10 protein-coding genes are annotated in these 17,300 nt (G+C 66.8%); 1 reads left to right on the forward strand and 9 read right to left on the reverse strand.

Annotation, left to right across the window (positions count from 1 at the left end):
* Nucleotides 1-28: 28 nt before the first annotated feature.
* From tuf to CXQ97_RS03025, 9 genes are all read right to left on the reverse strand, one after another.
* On the reverse strand, nt 29-1,219 hold the full coding sequence (gene tuf / locus CXQ97_RS02985; protein WP_104179314.1) for an elongation factor Tu: 1,191 nt from the start codon (nt 1,217-1,219) through the stop codon (nt 29-31).
* 201 nt (nt 1,220-1,420) lie between these two features.
* The gene (gene fusA / locus CXQ97_RS02990; RefSeq protein ID WP_104179315.1) at nt 1,421-3,535 is read right to left on the reverse strand and encodes an elongation factor G; all 2,115 of its coding nucleotides are present in this window, start codon (nt 3,533-3,535) and stop codon (nt 1,421-1,423) included.
* A gap of 87 nt (nt 3,536-3,622) precedes the next feature.
* Nucleotides 3,623-4,093 (reverse strand): 30S ribosomal protein S7, encoded by a 471-nt coding sequence (rpsG, locus tag CXQ97_RS02995; RefSeq protein ID WP_043440595.1) that lies wholly within the window; start codon nt 4,091-4,093, stop codon nt 3,623-3,625.
* A gap of 1 nt (nt 4,094) precedes the next feature.
* The gene (gene rpsL / locus CXQ97_RS03000; RefSeq protein ID WP_043440593.1) at nt 4,095-4,469 is read right to left on the reverse strand and encodes a 30S ribosomal protein S12; all 375 of its coding nucleotides are present in this window, start codon (nt 4,467-4,469) and stop codon (nt 4,095-4,097) included.
* 401 nt (nt 4,470-4,870) lie between these two features.
* Nucleotides 4,871-8,764 (reverse strand): DNA-directed RNA polymerase subunit beta', encoded by a 3,894-nt coding sequence (locus CXQ97_RS03005; protein ID WP_104179316.1) that lies wholly within the window; start codon nt 8,762-8,764, stop codon nt 4,871-4,873.
* 175 nt (nt 8,765-8,939) lie between these two features.
* Nucleotides 8,940-12,449, reverse strand: coding sequence for a DNA-directed RNA polymerase subunit beta (rpoB, locus tag CXQ97_RS03010; protein WP_104179317.1), 3,510 nt, complete (start codon nt 12,447-12,449; stop codon nt 8,940-8,942).
* A 411-nt stretch (nt 12,450-12,860) separates the two neighbouring features.
* Entirely contained in the window at nt 12,861-14,483 is a 1,623-nt protein-coding gene (gene crtI / locus CXQ97_RS03015) for a phytoene desaturase family protein (RefSeq protein WP_181034952.1), read from the reverse strand.
* On the reverse strand, nt 14,480-15,379 hold the full coding sequence (locus CXQ97_RS03020) for a squalene/phytoene synthase family protein (protein ID WP_258062166.1): 900 nt from the start codon (nt 15,377-15,379) through the stop codon (nt 14,480-14,482). Before CXQ97_RS03020 ends, crtI begins: the two co-directional genes overlap by 4 nt.
* Entirely contained in the window at nt 15,380-16,447 is a 1,068-nt protein-coding gene (locus CXQ97_RS03025) for a polyprenyl synthetase family protein (protein WP_104179318.1), read from the reverse strand.
* Between the two features lie 135 nt (nt 16,448-16,582).
* On the opposite strand from CXQ97_RS03025, the gene idi reads away from it, so the two are divergent.
* The gene (gene idi / locus CXQ97_RS03030) at nt 16,583-17,161 is read left to right on the forward strand and encodes an isopentenyl-diphosphate Delta-isomerase (protein WP_104179319.1); all 579 of its coding nucleotides are present in this window, start codon (nt 16,583-16,585) and stop codon (nt 17,159-17,161) included.
* Nucleotides 17,162-17,300: the final 139 nt, after the last annotated feature.

Raw genomic sequence — 17,300 nt, forward strand, 5'->3', positions numbered from 1 at the left:
CTGACGATCATTCAGGCAGTCGCGACGACTACTTCAGGATCTTGGTGACACGTCCCGAGCCGACGGTGCGGCCGCCTTCGCGGATCGCGAAGCCGAGGCCCTCTTCCATGGCGATGGGCTGGATGAGCGCAACGGTCATCTCGGTGTTGTCGCCCGGCATGACCATCTCGGTGCCCTCGGGGAGGGTGATGACGCCGGTCACATCCGTGGTGCGGAAGTAGAACTGCGGGCGGTAGTTCGAGTAGAACGGGTTGTGACGCCCGCCCTCGTCCTTGGCCAGGATGTAGACGTTGGCCTCGAAGTCGGTGTGAGGGGTGATGGAACCCGGCTTCACGATGACCTGGCCACGCTCGACGTCTTCGCGCTTGATGCCGCGGAGCAGCAGGCCACAGTTCTCGCCGGCCCAGGCCTCGTCGAGCTGCTTGTGGAACATCTCGATACCGGTGACCGTGGTCTTCTGGACCGGACGGATACCGACGATCTCGACCTCGGAGTTGATGGCGAGGGTTCCACGCTCGGCGCGGCCCGTCACGACGGTTCCGCGACCGGTGATCGTGAAGACGTCCTCGACAGGCATGAGGAACGGCTTGTCCTTGTCGCGGATGGGGTCGGGGACGTTGTTGTCCACGGCATCCATGAGGTCCTCGACGGACTTGACCCACTCGGCGTCGCCTTCGAGGGCCTTGAGGCCCGAGACGCGGACGACAGGAGCGTCGTCACCGTCGAAGCCCTGCGCGCTGAGCAGCTCGCGGACCTCCATCTCGACGAGATCGAGGAGTTCCTCGTCGTCGACCATGTCGGACTTGTTCAGCGCGACCAGCAGGTAGGGGACGCCGACCTGGCGGGCGAGCAGGACGTGCTCGCGGGTCTGGGCCATCGGGCCGTCGGTCGCTGCGACAACGAGGATGGCGCCGTCCATCTGCGCCGCACCCGTGATCATGTTCTTGATGTAGTCGGCGTGGCCGGGAGCGTCTACGTGTGCGTAGTGGCGCTTCTCGGTCTGGTACTCGACGTGCGAGATGTTGATGGTGATGCCGCGCTGCTTCTCCTCGGGAGCCGAGTCGATCGACGCGAAATCACGCTGCTCGTTGAGTGTGGGGTACTTGTCGTACAGCACCTTGGAAATGGCAGCCGTCAACGTGGTCTTTCCATGGTCAACGTGACCGATGGTACCGATGTTAACGTGCGGCTTAGTCCGCTCGAACTTTGCCTTCGCCACGGGTTCCTCCTAGAACGTTTGAGAAGATCTGCTTCCCAGCCGCGCTTTTCGCAGCTGAAACTCATGCAAGTCTACTGGGGGCTTTTGGTTTTGATGAAATTGCTGATCGCAGCCGGACCGCGCGGTCCGGCTGCTGGGGGCGGGGCCGGCCTGCCGTCGGACAGGCCGACCCCTCCCCCGGGATCCCGTTTCCGGGGAGACCTACTCGCCGCGGGTCTTCTGGATGATCTCGTCGGCCACTGCCTTCGGGACCTCCGAGTAGCTGTCGAACTTCATCGAGTACACGGCACGGCCCTGGGTCTTCGACCGCAGGTCACCGATGTACCCGAACATCCCCGACAGCGGGACGTGCGCGGTGATGACCTTCACACCGCTGGCGTCCTCCATCGACTGCATCTGGCCACGACGTGAGTTGAGGTCGCCGATCACTTCACCCATGTATTCCTCAGGGGTGCGGACCTCCACCTCCATCAGCGGCTCGAGCAGAACGGGCTTGGCCATCCGGGCGGCTTCCTTGAACGCCATGCGTCCGGCGATCTTGAACGCCATCTCCGAGGAGTCGACGTCGTGGTAGGCGCCATCGAGCAGCGTCGCCTTGATGCCGACCACGGGGTAGCCGGCGAGGACGCCGTCGTTGAGCGCGTCCTGGATGCCGGCATCAACACTCGGGATGTACTCGCGGGGCACGCGTCCACCGGTGACCTTGTTGTCGAAGGCGTACAGGACACCCTCCTCGACCTCCATCGGCTCGATCGCGATCTGGATCTTCGCGAACTGGCCGGAGCCACCCGTCTGCTTCTTGTGGGTGTAGTCGTGCTTGGCGACCTTGCTCCTGATGGTCTCGCGGTAGGCGACCTGCGGCTTGCCGACATTCGCCTCCACGCGGAACTCGCGGCGCATGCGGTCCACCAGGATGTCCAGGTGGAGCTCGCCCATGCCGGCGATGATCGTCTGACCGGTGTCCTCGTTCAGGGAGACCTGGAACGTGGGGTCCTCGGCCGAGAGCTTCTGGATCGCCGTGGACAGCTTCTCCTGGTCGCCCTTGGTCTTCGGCTCGATCGCGACCGAGATCACGGGGGCGGGGAAGCTCATGGACTCGAGCACGATCTGGTTCGCCGAGTCGGACAGCGTGTCACCCGTGGTGGTGTCCTTCAGGCCGATCGCCGCGTAGATGTGGCCCGCAGAGGCCTCCTCCACGGGGATCTCCTTGTTGGCATGCATCTGGAACAGCTTGCCGATGCGCTCCTTCTTGCTCTTCGTGGAGTTCACCAGCTGCGTCCCGGCGGTCACGTGCCCGGAGTACACGCGGATGAACGTCAGCTGCCCGAAGAACGGGTGGGTCGCGACCTTGAACGCGAGGGCCGAGAACGGCTCCTCGGTGCTGGGCTTGCGCGTCAGCTCGACCTCTTCGTTCCGGGGATCGTGGCCGATCATCGGGGGCACGTCGAGGGGGGAGGGCAGGTAGTCGATGACCGCGTCGAGCATCGGCTGGACACCGCGGTTCTTGAACGCGGAACCGCAGAGGATCGGGTAGAGCTCGGAGTTGATCGTCATCTTTCGGATGCCGGCCTTCAGCTCCTCGATGGTGATCTCCTCACCCTCGAGGTACTTGCCCATGAGCTCGTCGGAGGACTCGGCGACGGTCTCCACGAGCGTCGCCCGGTACTCCTCCGCCTTCTCCTGGAGATCCGCGGGGATCTCCTGGACCTCGTACTTCGCACCCATGGTCACGTCACCCTTGGAGTCGCCGGGCCAGACGAGCGCACGCATGTGGAGCAGGTCGACGACGCCGATGAAGTCGTTCTCGGCACCGATGGGGAGCTGCAGCACGAGGGGCTTGGCGCCCAGCCGGCTGATGATGGTGTCGACGGTGAAGTAGAAGTCGGCGCCCAGCTTGTCCATCTTGTTGACGAAGCAGATGCGGGGCACTTCGTACTTGTCGGCCTGACGCCAGACGGTCTCGGACTGGGGCTCGACGCCCTCCTTGCCGTCGAACACGGCGACGGCGCCGTCGAGGACGCGGAGCGAACGCTCCACCTCGACGGTGAAGTCGACGTGCCCGGGGGTGTCGATGATGTTGATCTGGTTGTTCTCCCAGAAGCAGGTCACGGCGGCAGACGTGATGGTGATGCCGCGCTCCTTCTCCTGTTCCATCCAGTCGGTGGTGGAGGCACCGTCGTGCGTCTCGCCGATCTTGTGGTTGACACCCGTGTAGAACAGGATGCGCTCGGTAGTAGTGGTCTTGCCGGCATCGATGTGGGCCATGATGCCGATGTTGCGGACCTTGTTGAGGTCGGTAAGCACGTCCTGTGCCACGGTGTCTCCCTTATGACGAGAATGGAGTTCTGCTGGCCTGCGGTCCGGGCCGTCCCTGGTGGGTGACGGCCCGGCCCGGCAGCTCTGCTACCAGCGGTAGTGTGCGAAGGCCTTGTTGGACTCGGCCATCTTGTGGGTGTCCTCGCGGCGCTTCACTGCGGCACCGAGGCCGTTGGAGGCATCGAGGATCTCGTTCTGCAGGCGCTCGGTCATCGTCTTCTCGCGGCGGGCCTTCGAGTAGCCGACGAGCCAGCGGAGGGCCAGGGCGGTCGAACGACCGGGCTTGACCTCGACGGGGACCTGGTAGGTCGCTCCACCGACACGGCGCGAGCGGACCTCGAGGGTCGGCTTGACGTTGTCCATGGCCTTCTTGAGGGCTGCGACGGGGTCGCCGCCCGACTTGGCGCGTGCACCCTCGAGGGCGCCGTACACGATGCGCTCAGCGGTGGACTTCTTGCCGTCGACGAGCACCTTGTTGATCAGCTGCGTGACCAGGGGTGAACCGTAGACGGGATCTACAACGAGCGGCCGCTTCGGGGCCGGGCCCTTACGAGGCATATTACTTCTTCTCCATCTTTGCGCCGTAGCGGCTGCGAGCCTGCTTGCGGTTCTTCACGCCCTGGGTATCCAGTGCGCCGCGGACGATCTTGTAGCGGACACCGGGGAGGTCCTTCACACGGCCACCGCGGACGAGCACGATGGAGTGTTCCTGGAGGTTGTGGCCGACACCGGGGATGTAGGCGGTCACTTCGATGCCACCGTTCAGGCGCACGCGGGCGACCTTGCGGAGAGCCGAGTTCGGCTTCTTCGGGGTGGTGGTGTAGACGCGGGTGCAAACGCCGCGCTTCATGGGGCTGCCCTTCAGTGCGGGCGCCTTGGTCTTCGAGACCTTAGGTGTCCGGCCCTTGCGGACCAGCTGGTTAATCGTAGGCACTTTCGTGTTCTCCGTAATGTCCGAGAATGAGATTCCTGTCGCCCTACTCCGCGGTCGCGGCGGCTTCGCAGGGCCGCACCGTCCAGAGGTCGGGATGATCAGTCGTTTGGCGCATCACCAACTGACAAGCTGCCGCAGAACGACTGTAGGCGTGCGAAAATGTGGCATTCGTTGTACAACCTACGTACAACACGGAGATACGTTTCGCAACGCCAATCCACTGCCACACAAACAATTGGTCCTCAGTCTACCAGAGATCGCGTGACGGCCCGGGCGGCACTCCCCCGTGTGGTAGGGCGTCCCGGTGGGGACGGGAAAGGCCCCGGACCGGGATCGGTCCGGGGCCTTCCGTCCGCGGGTCGTACCGGCGTGAGCCGGTGACCCGCGGTGGGCAGGATCTCCTAGCGGAAGTCGCTGTTGCCCATGTCGTAGTCGTCCAGCGGGATGGCGTGGAACTCGGGGCTCAGGCCGCCCTCGACACCGGCGTAGTCGAAGTCGCTGAACGCGCTCGGACCGGTGAAGAGGTTCGCCTTCGCTTCCTCCGTGGGCTCGACCGTGACCTTCGTGTAGCGGTCCAGGCCGGTACCGGCCGGGATGAGCTTACCGATGATCACGTTCTCCTTGAGGCCGAGCAGCGGATCGCTCTTGCCTTCCATGGCGGCCTGCGTGAGGACACGCGTGGTCTCCTGGAAGGAAGCGGCCGACAGCCACGACTCGGTGGCGAGCGACGCCTTGGTGATGCCCATGAGCTCGGGACGGCCTGACGCCGGCTTCTTGCCCTCGGACACCACGCGACGGTTCTCGTCCTCGAAGCGGCGACGCTCCGCGAGCTCACCGGGGAGCAGGTCCGACTCGCCGGACTCGATCACGGTGACGCGACGCAGCATCTGGCGGACGATGACCTCGACGTGCTTGTCGTGGATGCCCACACCCTGGCTGCGGTACACACGCTGCACCTCGTCGACCAGGAACTCCTGGGCCTTACGGGGGCCGAGGATACGCAGGATCTGCTTCGGGTCGACCGCGCCGAAGACGAGCTGCTGCCCGACCTCGACGTGCTCGCCGTCGGTGACCAGGAGGCGTGCACGGCGCAGGACCGGGTACGCGATCTCCTCGGAGCCGTCGTCGGGCGTGACCACCAGGCGGAGCTGCTTCTCGGCGTCCTCGATGGTGACGCGGCCCGCGACCTCGGAGATCGGGGCGACACCCTTGGGGGTGCGCGCCTCGAAGAGCTCCTGGATACGGGGCAGACCCTGGGTGATGTCCTCCGCGGAGGCCACACCGCCCGTGTGGAAGGTACGCATGGTCAGCTGCGTGCCGGGCTCACCGATCGACTGCGCGGCGATGATGCCGACGGCCTCCCCGATGTCCACGGTCTTGCCGGTCGCGAGGGACCGGCCGTAGCAGAGCGCACACGTTCCGACGCTGGACTCGCACGTGAGTACCGAGCGGACCTTGATCTCCGCGATACCCGCCGCGAACAGCTCACCGATGACCACGTCTCCGACGTCGGAGCCCGCAGCGGCGAGCACCGCGCCCTTGGAGTCGACGACGTCGGACGCCAGCGTACGAGCGTAGGCCGAGTTCTCGACCTCCTCGTGCAGTACCAGCTCGCCGTCGGCGTTCGGTACGGCGATGGTGACCTTCAGGCCACGCTCCGTGCCGCAGTCGTCCTCGCGGACGATGACGTCCTGTGACACGTCGACCAGTCGACGGGTCAGGTACCCCGAGTTGGCCGTACGCAGGGCGGTGTCGGCGAGGCCCTTACGGGCACCGTGCGTCGCGATGAAGTACTCCAGGACCGACAGGCCCTCGCGGTACGAGGACTTGATCGGACGAGGGATGATCTCGCCCTTGGGGTTGGCCACGAGGCCACGGATCCCGGCGATCTGGCGGACCTGCAGCCAGTTGCCACGGGCACCGGAGGACACCATGCGGTTGATGGTGTTGTCCTTCGGCATCGCGGCGCGCATGGACGCGGCGACCTCGTTGGTCGCCTTGTTCCAGATGTCGATGAGCTCCTGGCGGCGCTCCTCGTCGGCGATGAGGCCCTTGTCGAACTGCGACTGGACCTTTGCGGCCTGGGTCTCGTAGCCCTCCATGATGCCGGCCTTGTTGATCGGCGCGGAGATGTCCGAGATCGCGACGGTGACGCCCGAGCGCGTGGCCCAGTAGAAGCCGGCGTCCTTCAGGTTGTCCAGCGTCGCCGCCGTGACCACCTTCGGGTAGCGCTCCGCGAGATCGTTGACGATCGTCGAGAGCTGGCCCTTGTCGGCGACCTTCTCCACCCACGGGTAGTCCAGGGGGAGCGTCTCGTTGAACAGGACCTGTCCGAGCGACGTCTCGATCAGTGCCGGCGTGCCGGGCTCCCAGCCCTCGGGAGCGGCGATGTCGGCACTGGGGACGAAGTTGTCGACGCGGATCCGGACCACCGAGTTGAGGTGGAGCGAGCCCATGTCGAACGCCATGATCGCCTCGGCCATGCTCGTGAAGACGCGGCCCTCACCGGCACTGCCCTCACGCTTGGTGGTGAGGTGGTGCAGGCCGATGATCATGTCCTGCGACGGCAGGGTCACGGGACGGCCGTCCGAGGGCTTCAGGATGTTGTTCGAGGAGAGCATCAGGATGCGCGCCTCGGCCTGGGCCTCGGGGCTCAGCGGCAGGTGCACTGCCATCTGGTCGCCGTCGAAGTCGGCGTTGAACGCACCACAGACCAGCGGGTGGAGCTGGAGTGCCTTGCCTTCGACGAGCTGCGGCTCGAACGCCTGGATGCCGAGACGGTGCAGGGTGGGTGCACGGTTCAGCAGCACGGGGTGCTCGGTGATGATCTCCTCGAGGACGTCCCATACCTGGGGGCGGTACCGCTCGACCATGCGCTTGGCGCTCTTGATGTTCTGCGCGTGGTTGAGGTCCACCAGGCGCTTCATCACGAACGGCTTGAAGAGCTCCAGGGCCATCTGCTTGGGCAGACCGCACTGGTGCAGCTTCAGCTGCGGGCCGACGACGATGACCGAACGGCCCGAGTAGTCGACGCGCTTGCCGAGGAGGTTCTGGCGGAATCGACCCTGCTTGCCCTTCAGCATGTCCGAGAGGGACTTCAGGGGACGGTTGCCCGGTCCGGTGACGGGACGGCCGCGCCGACCGTTGTCGAACAGGGAGTCGACCGCTTCCTGCAGCATGCGCTTCTCGTTGTTCACGATGATCTCGGGAGCACCGAGGTCGAGCAGGCGCTTGAGGCGGTTGTTCCTGTTGATGACGCGGCGGTACAGGTCGTTGAGGTCGGACGTCGCGAAACGGCCGCCGTCGAGCTGGACCATCGGGCGCAGTTCCGGCGGGATCACCGGGACGGCGTCGAGGACCATGCCCAGGGGGCTGTTCGTCGTCGTGAGGAACGCGTTGACCACCTTCAGGCGCTTCAGTGCACGCGTCTTCCGCTGGCCCTTGCCGTTCTGGATGATGTCGCGCAGCAGCTCGGCCTCGGCGGGCATGTCGAAGTTCTCGAGGCGCTTCTTGATCGCCTCGGCTCCCATGGAACCCTCGAAGTACAGTCCGTAGCGGTCGCGCAGTTCGCGGTACAGGCCTTCGTCACCCTCGAGGTCGGCGACCTTGAGGCTCTTGAAGCGGTCCCACACCTGCACGAGGCGCTCGATGTCGGCGTCCGCGCGCTTGCGGACGTTCGCCATCTGGCGGTCCGCCGAGTCGCGGGCCTTCTTCTTGTCGGCAGCCTTCGCGCCCTCTCCTTCGAGGCGGGCGAGCTCGTCCTCGAGGTCCTTGGCGATGGTGGCGATGTCGGAGTCGCGCTGGTCCGTCATCTGCTTCTTCTCGAGGTCGTGCTCGGCCTGGAGGTTCGGCAGTTCGGCGTGGCGGTTCTCCTCGTCGACCGACGTGATCATGTAGGCGGCGAAGTAGATGACCTTCTCGAGGTCCTTGGGGGCAAGGTCCAGCAGGTAGCCGAGACGCGAGGGGACGCCCTTGAAGTACCAGATGTGCGTGACGGGAGCGGCGAGCTCGATGTGGCCCATGCGCTCCCGGCGCACCTTGGCACGTGTGACCTCGACGCCGCAGCGCTCGCAGATGATGCCCTTGAAGCGCACGCGCTTGTACTTGCCGCAGTAGCACTCCCAGTCCCGCGAGGGGCCGAAGATCTTCTCGCAGAAGAGGCCGTCCTTCTCGGGCTTGAGCGTGCGGTAGTTGATGGTTTCCGGCTTCTTGACCTCGCCGTAAGACCAGCCGCGGATTTCGTCCGCGGTGGCAAGGCCGATTCGCATGAGGCCGAAGGAGGATTCGCTGGACATATGGTCCCTGTTCTCTCTTTGTTCTCTAAATTCTTGAAGTCTCGTGAGGGTGCGGCGGAAAGCCGGGTGGACGCCGTACCGGTGTTCGAGGAAGGGGCCTTCAATATTTCAAGGCCGCCCGCGGCCGCAGAAATTTCGTTGGCCCCGTTCGAATGCCGGTACGGCGTCGTGAAACCTAGACTTCCTCGACAGAGCTCGGCTCGGCCCGTGACAGGTCGATGCCCAGCTCTTCCGCGGCCCGGAAGACTTCTTCATCCGAGTCACGCATTTCGATCGTCGTACCGTCGGTGGAGAGGACCTCCACGTTGAGGCAGAGCGACTGCATTTCCTTGATGAGGACCTTGAAGGACTCGGGAACGCCCGGCTCGGGGATGTTCTCGCCCTTGACGATGGCCTCATACACCTTGACGCGTCCGTGGATGTCGTCCGACTTGATGGTCAGGAGTTCCTGCAGCGTGTACGCCGCACCGTAGGCCTCGAGGGCCCACACTTCCATCTCACCGAAGCGCTGGCCGCCGAACTGTGCCTTACCACCCAGCGGCTGCTGCGTGATCATCGAGTACGGGCCGGTGGAGCGCGCGTGGATCTTGTCGTCCACCAGGTGGTGGAGCTTCAGGATGTACATGTAGCCGACGGAGATCGGATCGGGGAACGGCTCGCCGGAGCGGCCGTCGAACAGGCGCGCCTTGCCGGACTCGCCGATGAGGCGCTCTCCGTCGCGGGTCACGTTCGTGGAGCCGAGCAGGCCGACGATCTCGTCCTCGGTGGCGCCGTCGAACACGGGGGTGGCGACGGTGGTCGTGGCGATCTCCCGGGGAAGGTTCGGGAGGTTCTTGAGCCACTCGGGCTCGCCGTCGATCTTCCAGCCCTGCTTGGCTGCCCAGCCGAGGTGGATCTCCAGGACCTGGCCCACGTTCATGCGCCCGGGGACGCCGAGCGGGTTCAGGACGATGTCGACGGGCGTGCCGTCCTCCAGGAACGGCATGTCCTCGATCGGGAGGATCTTGGAGATGACGCCCTTGTTGCCGTGACGGCCCGCGAGCTTGTCGCCGTCCGTGATCTTGCGCTTCTGCGCCACGTACACGCGGACCAGCTGGTTGACGCCCGGGGGCAGCTCGTCGTCATTGTCGCGATCGAAGATGCGCACGCCGATGACGGTTCCCGACTCGCCGTGGGGGACCTTCAGCGAGGTGTCGCGGACTTCGCGGCTCTTCTCGCCGAAGATGGCGCGCAGCAGGCGCTCCTCGGGGGTCAGTTCCGTCTCGCCCTTGGGGGTGACGCGACCGACGAGGATGTCGCCGGCCTCGACCTCGGCACCGATGTGGATGATGCCGCGCTCGTCGAGCGCGCCGAGGACCTCCTCGGAGACGTTCGGGATGTCACGGGTGATCTCCTCGGCACCGAGCTTGGTGTCGCGGGCATCGACTTCGTGCTCCTCGATGTGGATCGACGTCAGGACATCGTCGGAGACGATGCGCTGCGACAGGATGATCGCGTCCTCGAAGTTGTGGCCCTCCCAGGACATGAACGCGACGAGCATGTTCTTGCCGAGCGCGAGCTCGCCCTGGTCCGTGGAGGGACCGTCGGCGATGATCGTGTTGTACTCGACGCGGTCGCCCTCGGAGACCAGGACGCGCTGGTTGTACGCGTTGCCCTGGTTCGAGCGGGCGAACTTCATGATCGGGTAGTTCGTCTCGGTGCCGTCGTCGTTGAGGATGTTGACCAGGTCGGCCGACACCTCGTTGACCACGCCGGCCTTCGTCGCGGTGACGGCGTCACCGGCGTCGACGGCGGCGTTCTTCTCCATGCCGGTGCCCACGAGGGGACGCTCGGAACGGAGCAGGGGCACGGCCTGGCGCTGCATGTTCGCACCCATGAGGGCGCGGTTGGCGTCGTCGTGCTCCAGGAACGGGATCATCGCGGTTGCGACGGACACCATCTGGCGCGGGGAGACGTCCATGTACTCGACCTCGTCGGGCACGACGAGCACGGGCTCGCCGGAACCACCACGCGTCCGGACGAGGACCATGTCCTCGGTGAACGTGTTGTCGGCGTTGAGGGGCGCGTTCGCCTGGGCGATGAGCCGCTCCACCTCGTCGTCGGCGGTGAGGTAGTCGATCTGGTCGGTGACCAGGCCCTCGATGACCTTGCGGTACGGGGTCTCGATGAAGCCGAACGCGTTGATGCGGCCGTACGAGGCGAGCGAACCGATCAGGCCGATGTTCGGGCCTTCAGGGGTCTCGATGGGGCACATGCGGCCGTAGTGCGACGGGTGGACGTCACGGACCTCCATGCCGGCACGGTCACGGGACAGGCCACCCGGACCCAGCGCGGACAGGCGACGCTTGTGCGTCAGTCCGGCGAGCGGGTTGTTCTGGTCCATGAACTGCGACAGCTGGGAGGTTCCGAAGAACTCCTTGATCGCGGCGACGACGGGGCGGATGTTGATCAGGGTCTGCGGCGTGATCGCCTCGACGTCCTGGGTGGTCATCCGCTCGCGGACGACGCGCTCCATCCGGGACAGGCCCGTGCGGACCTGGTTCTCGATGAGCTCGCCGACGGCGCGGATGCGGCGGTTGCCGAAGTGGTCGATGTCGTCGACCTCGACGCGCAGTTCGACGTCGCCGCCGTCGCGCTTGCCGCCGAGGGTCTTGTCACCGGCGTGCAGGGCGACCAGGAACTTGATCATCGCGACGATGTCGTCGATGTTCAGCACCGAGGCGTCGGAGTCCGTGAGGTCCTTGTCGATGCCGAGCTTGCGGTTGATCTTGTACCGGCCGACCTTCGCGAGGTCGTAGCGCTTCGGGTTGAAGTACAGGTTGTCCAGGAGGGTCTGGGCAGCCTCGACCGTGGGGGGCTCGCCCGGTCGCAGCTTGCGGTAGATGTCGAGGAGGGCGTCCTCGCGGGTCTCCGTCGCGTCCTTCTCCATGGTGGCGCGGATGGAGTCGTACTGGCCGAACTCCTCCAGGATCTGGCCTTCGGTCCAGCCGAGGGCCTTGAGCAGCACCGTGACGGACTGCTTGCGCTTGCGGTCGAGGCGCACGCCGACCTGGTCGCGCTTGTCGATCTCGAGTTCGAACCAGGCGCCACGCGACGGGATGATCTTCGCGCTGAAGATGTCCTTGTCGCTGGTCTTGTCGGCGGTGCGCTCGAAGTAGGCACCGGGCGAACGGACGAGCTGCGACACGACGACACGCTCGGTGCCGTTGATGACGAAGGTGCCCTTGTCCGTCATGAGGGGGAAGTCACCCATGAACACGGTCTGCTGCTTGATCTCGCCCGTGTTGTTGTTCATGAACTCGGCCTTGACGTACAGCGGGGCGGAGTAGGTCGCGTCGCGATCCTTGCACTCGGCCATGGTGTACTTGGGGTCCGCGAACTCGGGCTCGGAGAAGCTCAGGGACATGGTGCCCTGGAAGTCCTCGATCGGGGAGATCTCCTCGAAGATGTCGGCCAGACCGGAGGTCGTGGCTACACCCTGCAGTCCCTTTTCCAGCGCTTCCTCGACGCGTGCCTTCCAGCGCTCGTTGCCGACGAGCCAGTCGAAGCTGTCCGTCTGCAGGGCGAGGAGGTTGGGAACGTCAAGCGGTTCGTGAATCTTTGCGAATGAGAGCCGGGGTGCGGCGCCGTCGGCGTCGACCTGGCTGGTAGCGGTTGCATTATTAGAGGTGCTCGGGGCGACCAAGAGGGATCCTTCCACAGACCGTCAGGCTTGTCAGCGCTTCGCCTCAGCACCGCCACCGCAGGATGCTGCGGGGATCTCAGTGCTCACCGGGTCTGCTCGCACGCCTCCCGACCGCGGGGCCAGGTTAAACGACGAGAGCAGAGCAAAGCCCACCGCTATATGAAGGCTACCGCTTTTGAAAACAACCACGATTAGAGGGAAGACGCAAAGACCTACGTTACGGCATGAGCGGCGCGATGTCCAATAGCTTCTCTCCCCCGTGTGCGTCAAGCCCGCCGCGCCCCGCGCGCGGGAACCGGGCGCTGGAACCGGGCGCTGGAACCGGGCCCGCGTGGCGGCCGGCCCCGATGGGCGGGCGGCGCGTCCACCCCGCCGGTCGCCCGCTACCGACCCGACTGCCGGCCCTGCCGCCTAGCCCGTTGCGGGCTCCGGCAGCGGACCGGTGCTCGTGTCGCCGCGCAACCGCTTCACGACCAGTTCGGCGCTGATCAGGCACATCGGGATGCCGATCCCCGGGACCGTCGAGCTCCCCGCGTAGAACAGGTTCTCGACCTTCGCGCTCCGGTTCGAGCCGCGGAAGAACGCGCTCTGCTTGAGGATGTGCGCGGGCCCGAGGGACGTGCCCCGCCAGGCGTTCAGGTCGTCCGCGAAGTCCTGCGGACCATAGCTGCGCCGTACGACGATGCGCTCGGCCAGGTCGGGGATCCCGGCCCATGTCGAGATCTGCCCGATCACCGTGTCCGCCAGGTCCTCGACGCGCGCGTCTCCCCCGCGGTCGACCCCGCCCCTGCCGATGGTCACGTCGGCCGGGATGGGTACGAGCACGAAGACGTTCTCATGGCCGTCCGGCGCGACGGATCGGTCGGTGGCGCTCGGACGGCAGACGTAGAGCGACGCCGGCGACGGCACGGAGGTCTCCTTGCCGAAGATGCGCCCGAAGTTGTCGCGCCAGTCGGTGGTGAACAGGAGTGTGTGGTGCTCGAGCTGCGGCAGTCCTCCCCGGACGCCCAGGTACAGCAGGAGCGCACTCGGCCCGGGGACCCGCTTCTCCCAGTACTTCTCCGGGTAGGTCTGCAGCGCGGTCGGCAGCAGCGTGGTCTCCGTGTGGTGGAGGTCGGCGCCCGAGACGACGATGTCGGCGTCGACCGACGTCGTGGTGCCGTCCGCACGGTAGGTGACGGCGCGTACGCTCGCCGGCCGGCGGTCGAGCGGGGACCGCCCGGGCGTACGAGGGGACGTGTCGATCGAGACGACGTCGGCGCCCGTGCGGATGTCGACGCCGGCATGCACGGCGACGCGGCGCATGGCCTCGATGAGGGTGGTGAAGCCGCCCATCGGGTAGAGCACGCCGTCGTCGAGGTCGAGGTGGCTCATGAGGTGGTACATGCTGGGCGCCTCGAAGGGCGAGCTGCCGAGGAAGACGGCCGGGTAGCCGAGGATCTGCCGGATGCGGGGGTCGGTGAAGCGCTTCTCCACGAAGGACTGCAGGGGTTGCACGAGGAGCGAGGCGATGCGCGGGAGCCGCCGGAGGACGTCGGGCCGCAGGAACGGCAGGAACGATTCGAAGGTCGAGTACAGGAAGCGCTTCTTGGCGATCTCGTAGGCGTCCTCGGCGGAGTCGAGGTACTGCGAGAGCCGCTCCCCCGCGCCCGCCTCGAGGGACTCGAAGAGCTTGGTGACGGCCTCGCGGTCCGCGGGGACGTCGACGGTGTCGAAACCGTTCTCGAAGACGACGCGGTAGCCGGGGTCGAGCTTCACGAGGTCGAGCTGCTCGGCGGCGCTCGTCCCCATCAGTTTGAAGAAGTGGTCGATCACCTCGGGCATCAGGTACCAGGAGGGGCCCGTGTCGAAGCGGAAGCCGTCCTGCTCCCAGGAGCCTGCACGCCCGCCGACCTCCTCGCGCTTCTCCAGCAGCGTCACGCGGTGGCCCTCCCGCGCAAGCAGGGCCGACGTCGCCAGCCCGCCGATCCCGCCGCCGATGACGACGACGTCCTGTCCGCCCACACGGGGGCGCTCGCTCTGCTGTGCGGTCATACCGTCCTCTCCTGCGCGGTGGCTTCCGGTATCGCGCGACCGGTGAAGGCTTGTGCCAGGATGCGGAGCTTCACCGGGTTGGGGACCCGGATCCGCGCACGGAGGAGTTCCTCGGCAGGCGTGCGTCGGAGCCTCACGGCGAGTTCCGTGAAGAGCCCCTGTGCGAGGGCGACGGCGCGGCGCGGGGTCGCGGGCAGGCCCGGGAGCGCGGCGGCGGAGATCCGCAGGTCCTCGTCGATGTCGTCCAGCAGCCGGATCTTGTCCGCCTCGCTGAAACTCCCGGGCCGGACGCCCGGGAAGTAGCTGCGCCCGAGGGTCGAGAAGTCCTCCGCGAGGTCCCGCAGGAAGTTGATCTTCTGGAAGGCGGCCCCGAGGTGCCGCGCACCGTCCACGAGGACGGCGTCCTCCTCCGGGGTGACGGGCCGTCCCACGAGGAAGGCCCGCAGGCACATCAGCCCGACGACCTCCGCGGACCCGTAGACGTACAGGTCGAAGGACTCCTGGGTGTGTTCGCGCTGCGTGATGTCCGCGCGCATGGAGGCGAAGAACGGCCGGGTGAGGTCCGTGCCGATCCCCGTGGTCCTCGCCGTGACGGCGAAGGCGTGCACCACGAGGTTGGTGCTGTAGCCCGTGGCCATCGCCTGCTCGGTCTCGCGTTCCAGATCGTCGAGCAGCCGCTCCACGCCCGCGGGCGGGACGCCCGCTCCTGCTGCGGCGCCGTCGACGATCTCGTCGGCGACACGGACGAGCGCGTACACCGCCTCGATGGAGGCCCTCGTGGGCCGGTCGAGGGTCCGCGCGGCCATCCCGAACGACGTCGAGTAGCAGCGGATCACCTCGGCGGACGTCCTGAAGGCAGCCGCGTCGTAGCGGGTGAGCGAGTCCTGAACGCCCACTCAGCGCACCCGGTCCACGACGGCCGTCACCACGGGCTCGAGGGCTGTCCGCAGCGCCGGCGGCACCGCGCCGGACTCGAGGTGCGTACGCGCCCGGGACGCGTAGTCCGCCGCCAGGTCCGCGGAGTAGTCCCTGGCGCCGCTGTCGACGAGGATGCGGCGGACGTAGTCGGCATCCGCCGCCGACATGCCGGGACTGCCGACGAGCGAGGAGATGCTGTCCCACTCGGGACGCGCTGCGACGTAGGACATCAGGGCGGTGCGCTTGCCCTCGCGCAGGTCACCCCAGTTGGTCTTGCCGGTGCGCGTCTCGTTGCCGAAGACTCCCAGGAGGTCGTCGGCGATCTGGTACGCGATGCCGGCGTCGCGCCCGAACTCGCCGAGCCGTGCGATGACCTCCTCGTCGGCACCCGCGAGGACGGCGCCTGCCTGCAACGGCCCCTCGAACGAGTAGACGGACGTCTTGAGGCGGGCCATCCGGACGATGTCCTCCAGGGGAGGCATCGCGGGGTCGAGCGACGATTCGATGTCGAGGAACTCCCCCGCTGCCGAGGCGAAGACCGCCTCGTCGAGGATCCGCCCGAGCCGACGGCGTATGGCGGCGGGCGCCTCGACCCGTTCGAGCAGGCGGTAGGCGTTCGACAGGGCGAGGTCGCCCGCGATCACCCCCGCCGAGAGCCCGACATGGCGCGCACCGTCCGGGGACATGCCCGCACGCTCGGCGACGCTGCGGTAATGACCCGAGACGTTGGGGATGCCGCGCCGGACGAAGTCCCTGTCGATCACGTCGTCGTGCACGATCAGGGCCGTGTGCAGCAGCTCGAAGGCCGCCCCGAGCTCGGCGGCATTACCGACGTCCCGGCCGCCGAGCATCTGGTAGGCGGACATGACCATGCGGGGCCGGAATCTCTTGCCACCGGCCGTGCAGCGCTCCAGGGTCTCCCACAGGGCGTGGTAGCCGGGGCCGACCTTCGCCGCCCGGACCTTGGACTCCTCGAAGAATCGTGCGAGGGCGCCCTCGACCTGTTCGAGCCCGGCGGGCTCGACCAGCAGGGTGTCCATATCCATAGGTAAAGTAAACAACGGATAGGGCGCCCCTGACGAAATGGGGCGCAGGCGGCCGGATCGGCTGCCCGGCTGCTGCGGACCCGCGGGCCGATCCCCGGTGAAAAGGGTGCCACGATGGCGAGCGAAGCAGGAACCATGCGGCAGGACGCGGCAGGCACGGGCCGGGCGGGCGCGGAGGCCGAGCTCGTGGTGCTGCTCGCCGAGGACGGCACTCCCGTGGGGACGCACGAGAAATCGACGGTCCACACGCCCGACACCCCCCTGCACCTCGCCTTCTCCACACACGTCTTCGACGACCGGGGGCGCATCCTCGTGACGCGCCGTGCGCTGTCCAAGAAGGCCTGGCCCGGCGTGTGGACGAACTCCTTCTGCGGCCACCCGGCCCCCGGAGAGACCTTCGAGGACGCCGTCGGCCGCCGCGCCGCACAGGAACTCGGCTTCACGATCCGGGACCTCCGGCCCGCGCTCCCGGACTTCCGGTACCGCGCCGTCGATGCCTCGGGCATCGTCGAGAACGAGGTCTGCCCCGTCTACACCGCCGTGGCGGGGAGCGCCGTCGCGCCGCTGCCCGAGGAGGTCATGGACTTCCAGTGGGTGGACGCCTCCCATCTGGTGAGCGCCGTCACCGCGACGCCGTGGGCGTTCAGCCCTTGGCTCACGCTGCAGCTCCCCCTGCTCTACCCGCAGGGCGCCGAGGGACCGGGCCCGCGCTGACCCGCGCTGATCCGGCCGGGGACGCGGCGGCGACCGCCTGCGGCAACGCCTAATCTGGTAGCGGCACCATTTCAACGACGAAAGAGAGTTTCGCCATGGCGACACCCACGCCAACCCCCGAGGACGTCGTCCTCGTCGG

Origin of the sequence: Arthrobacter sp. B0490 (genome assembly GCF_002929355.1) — a bacterium.
GTDB lineage: Bacteria > Actinomycetota > Actinomycetes > Actinomycetales > Micrococcaceae > Arthrobacter_D.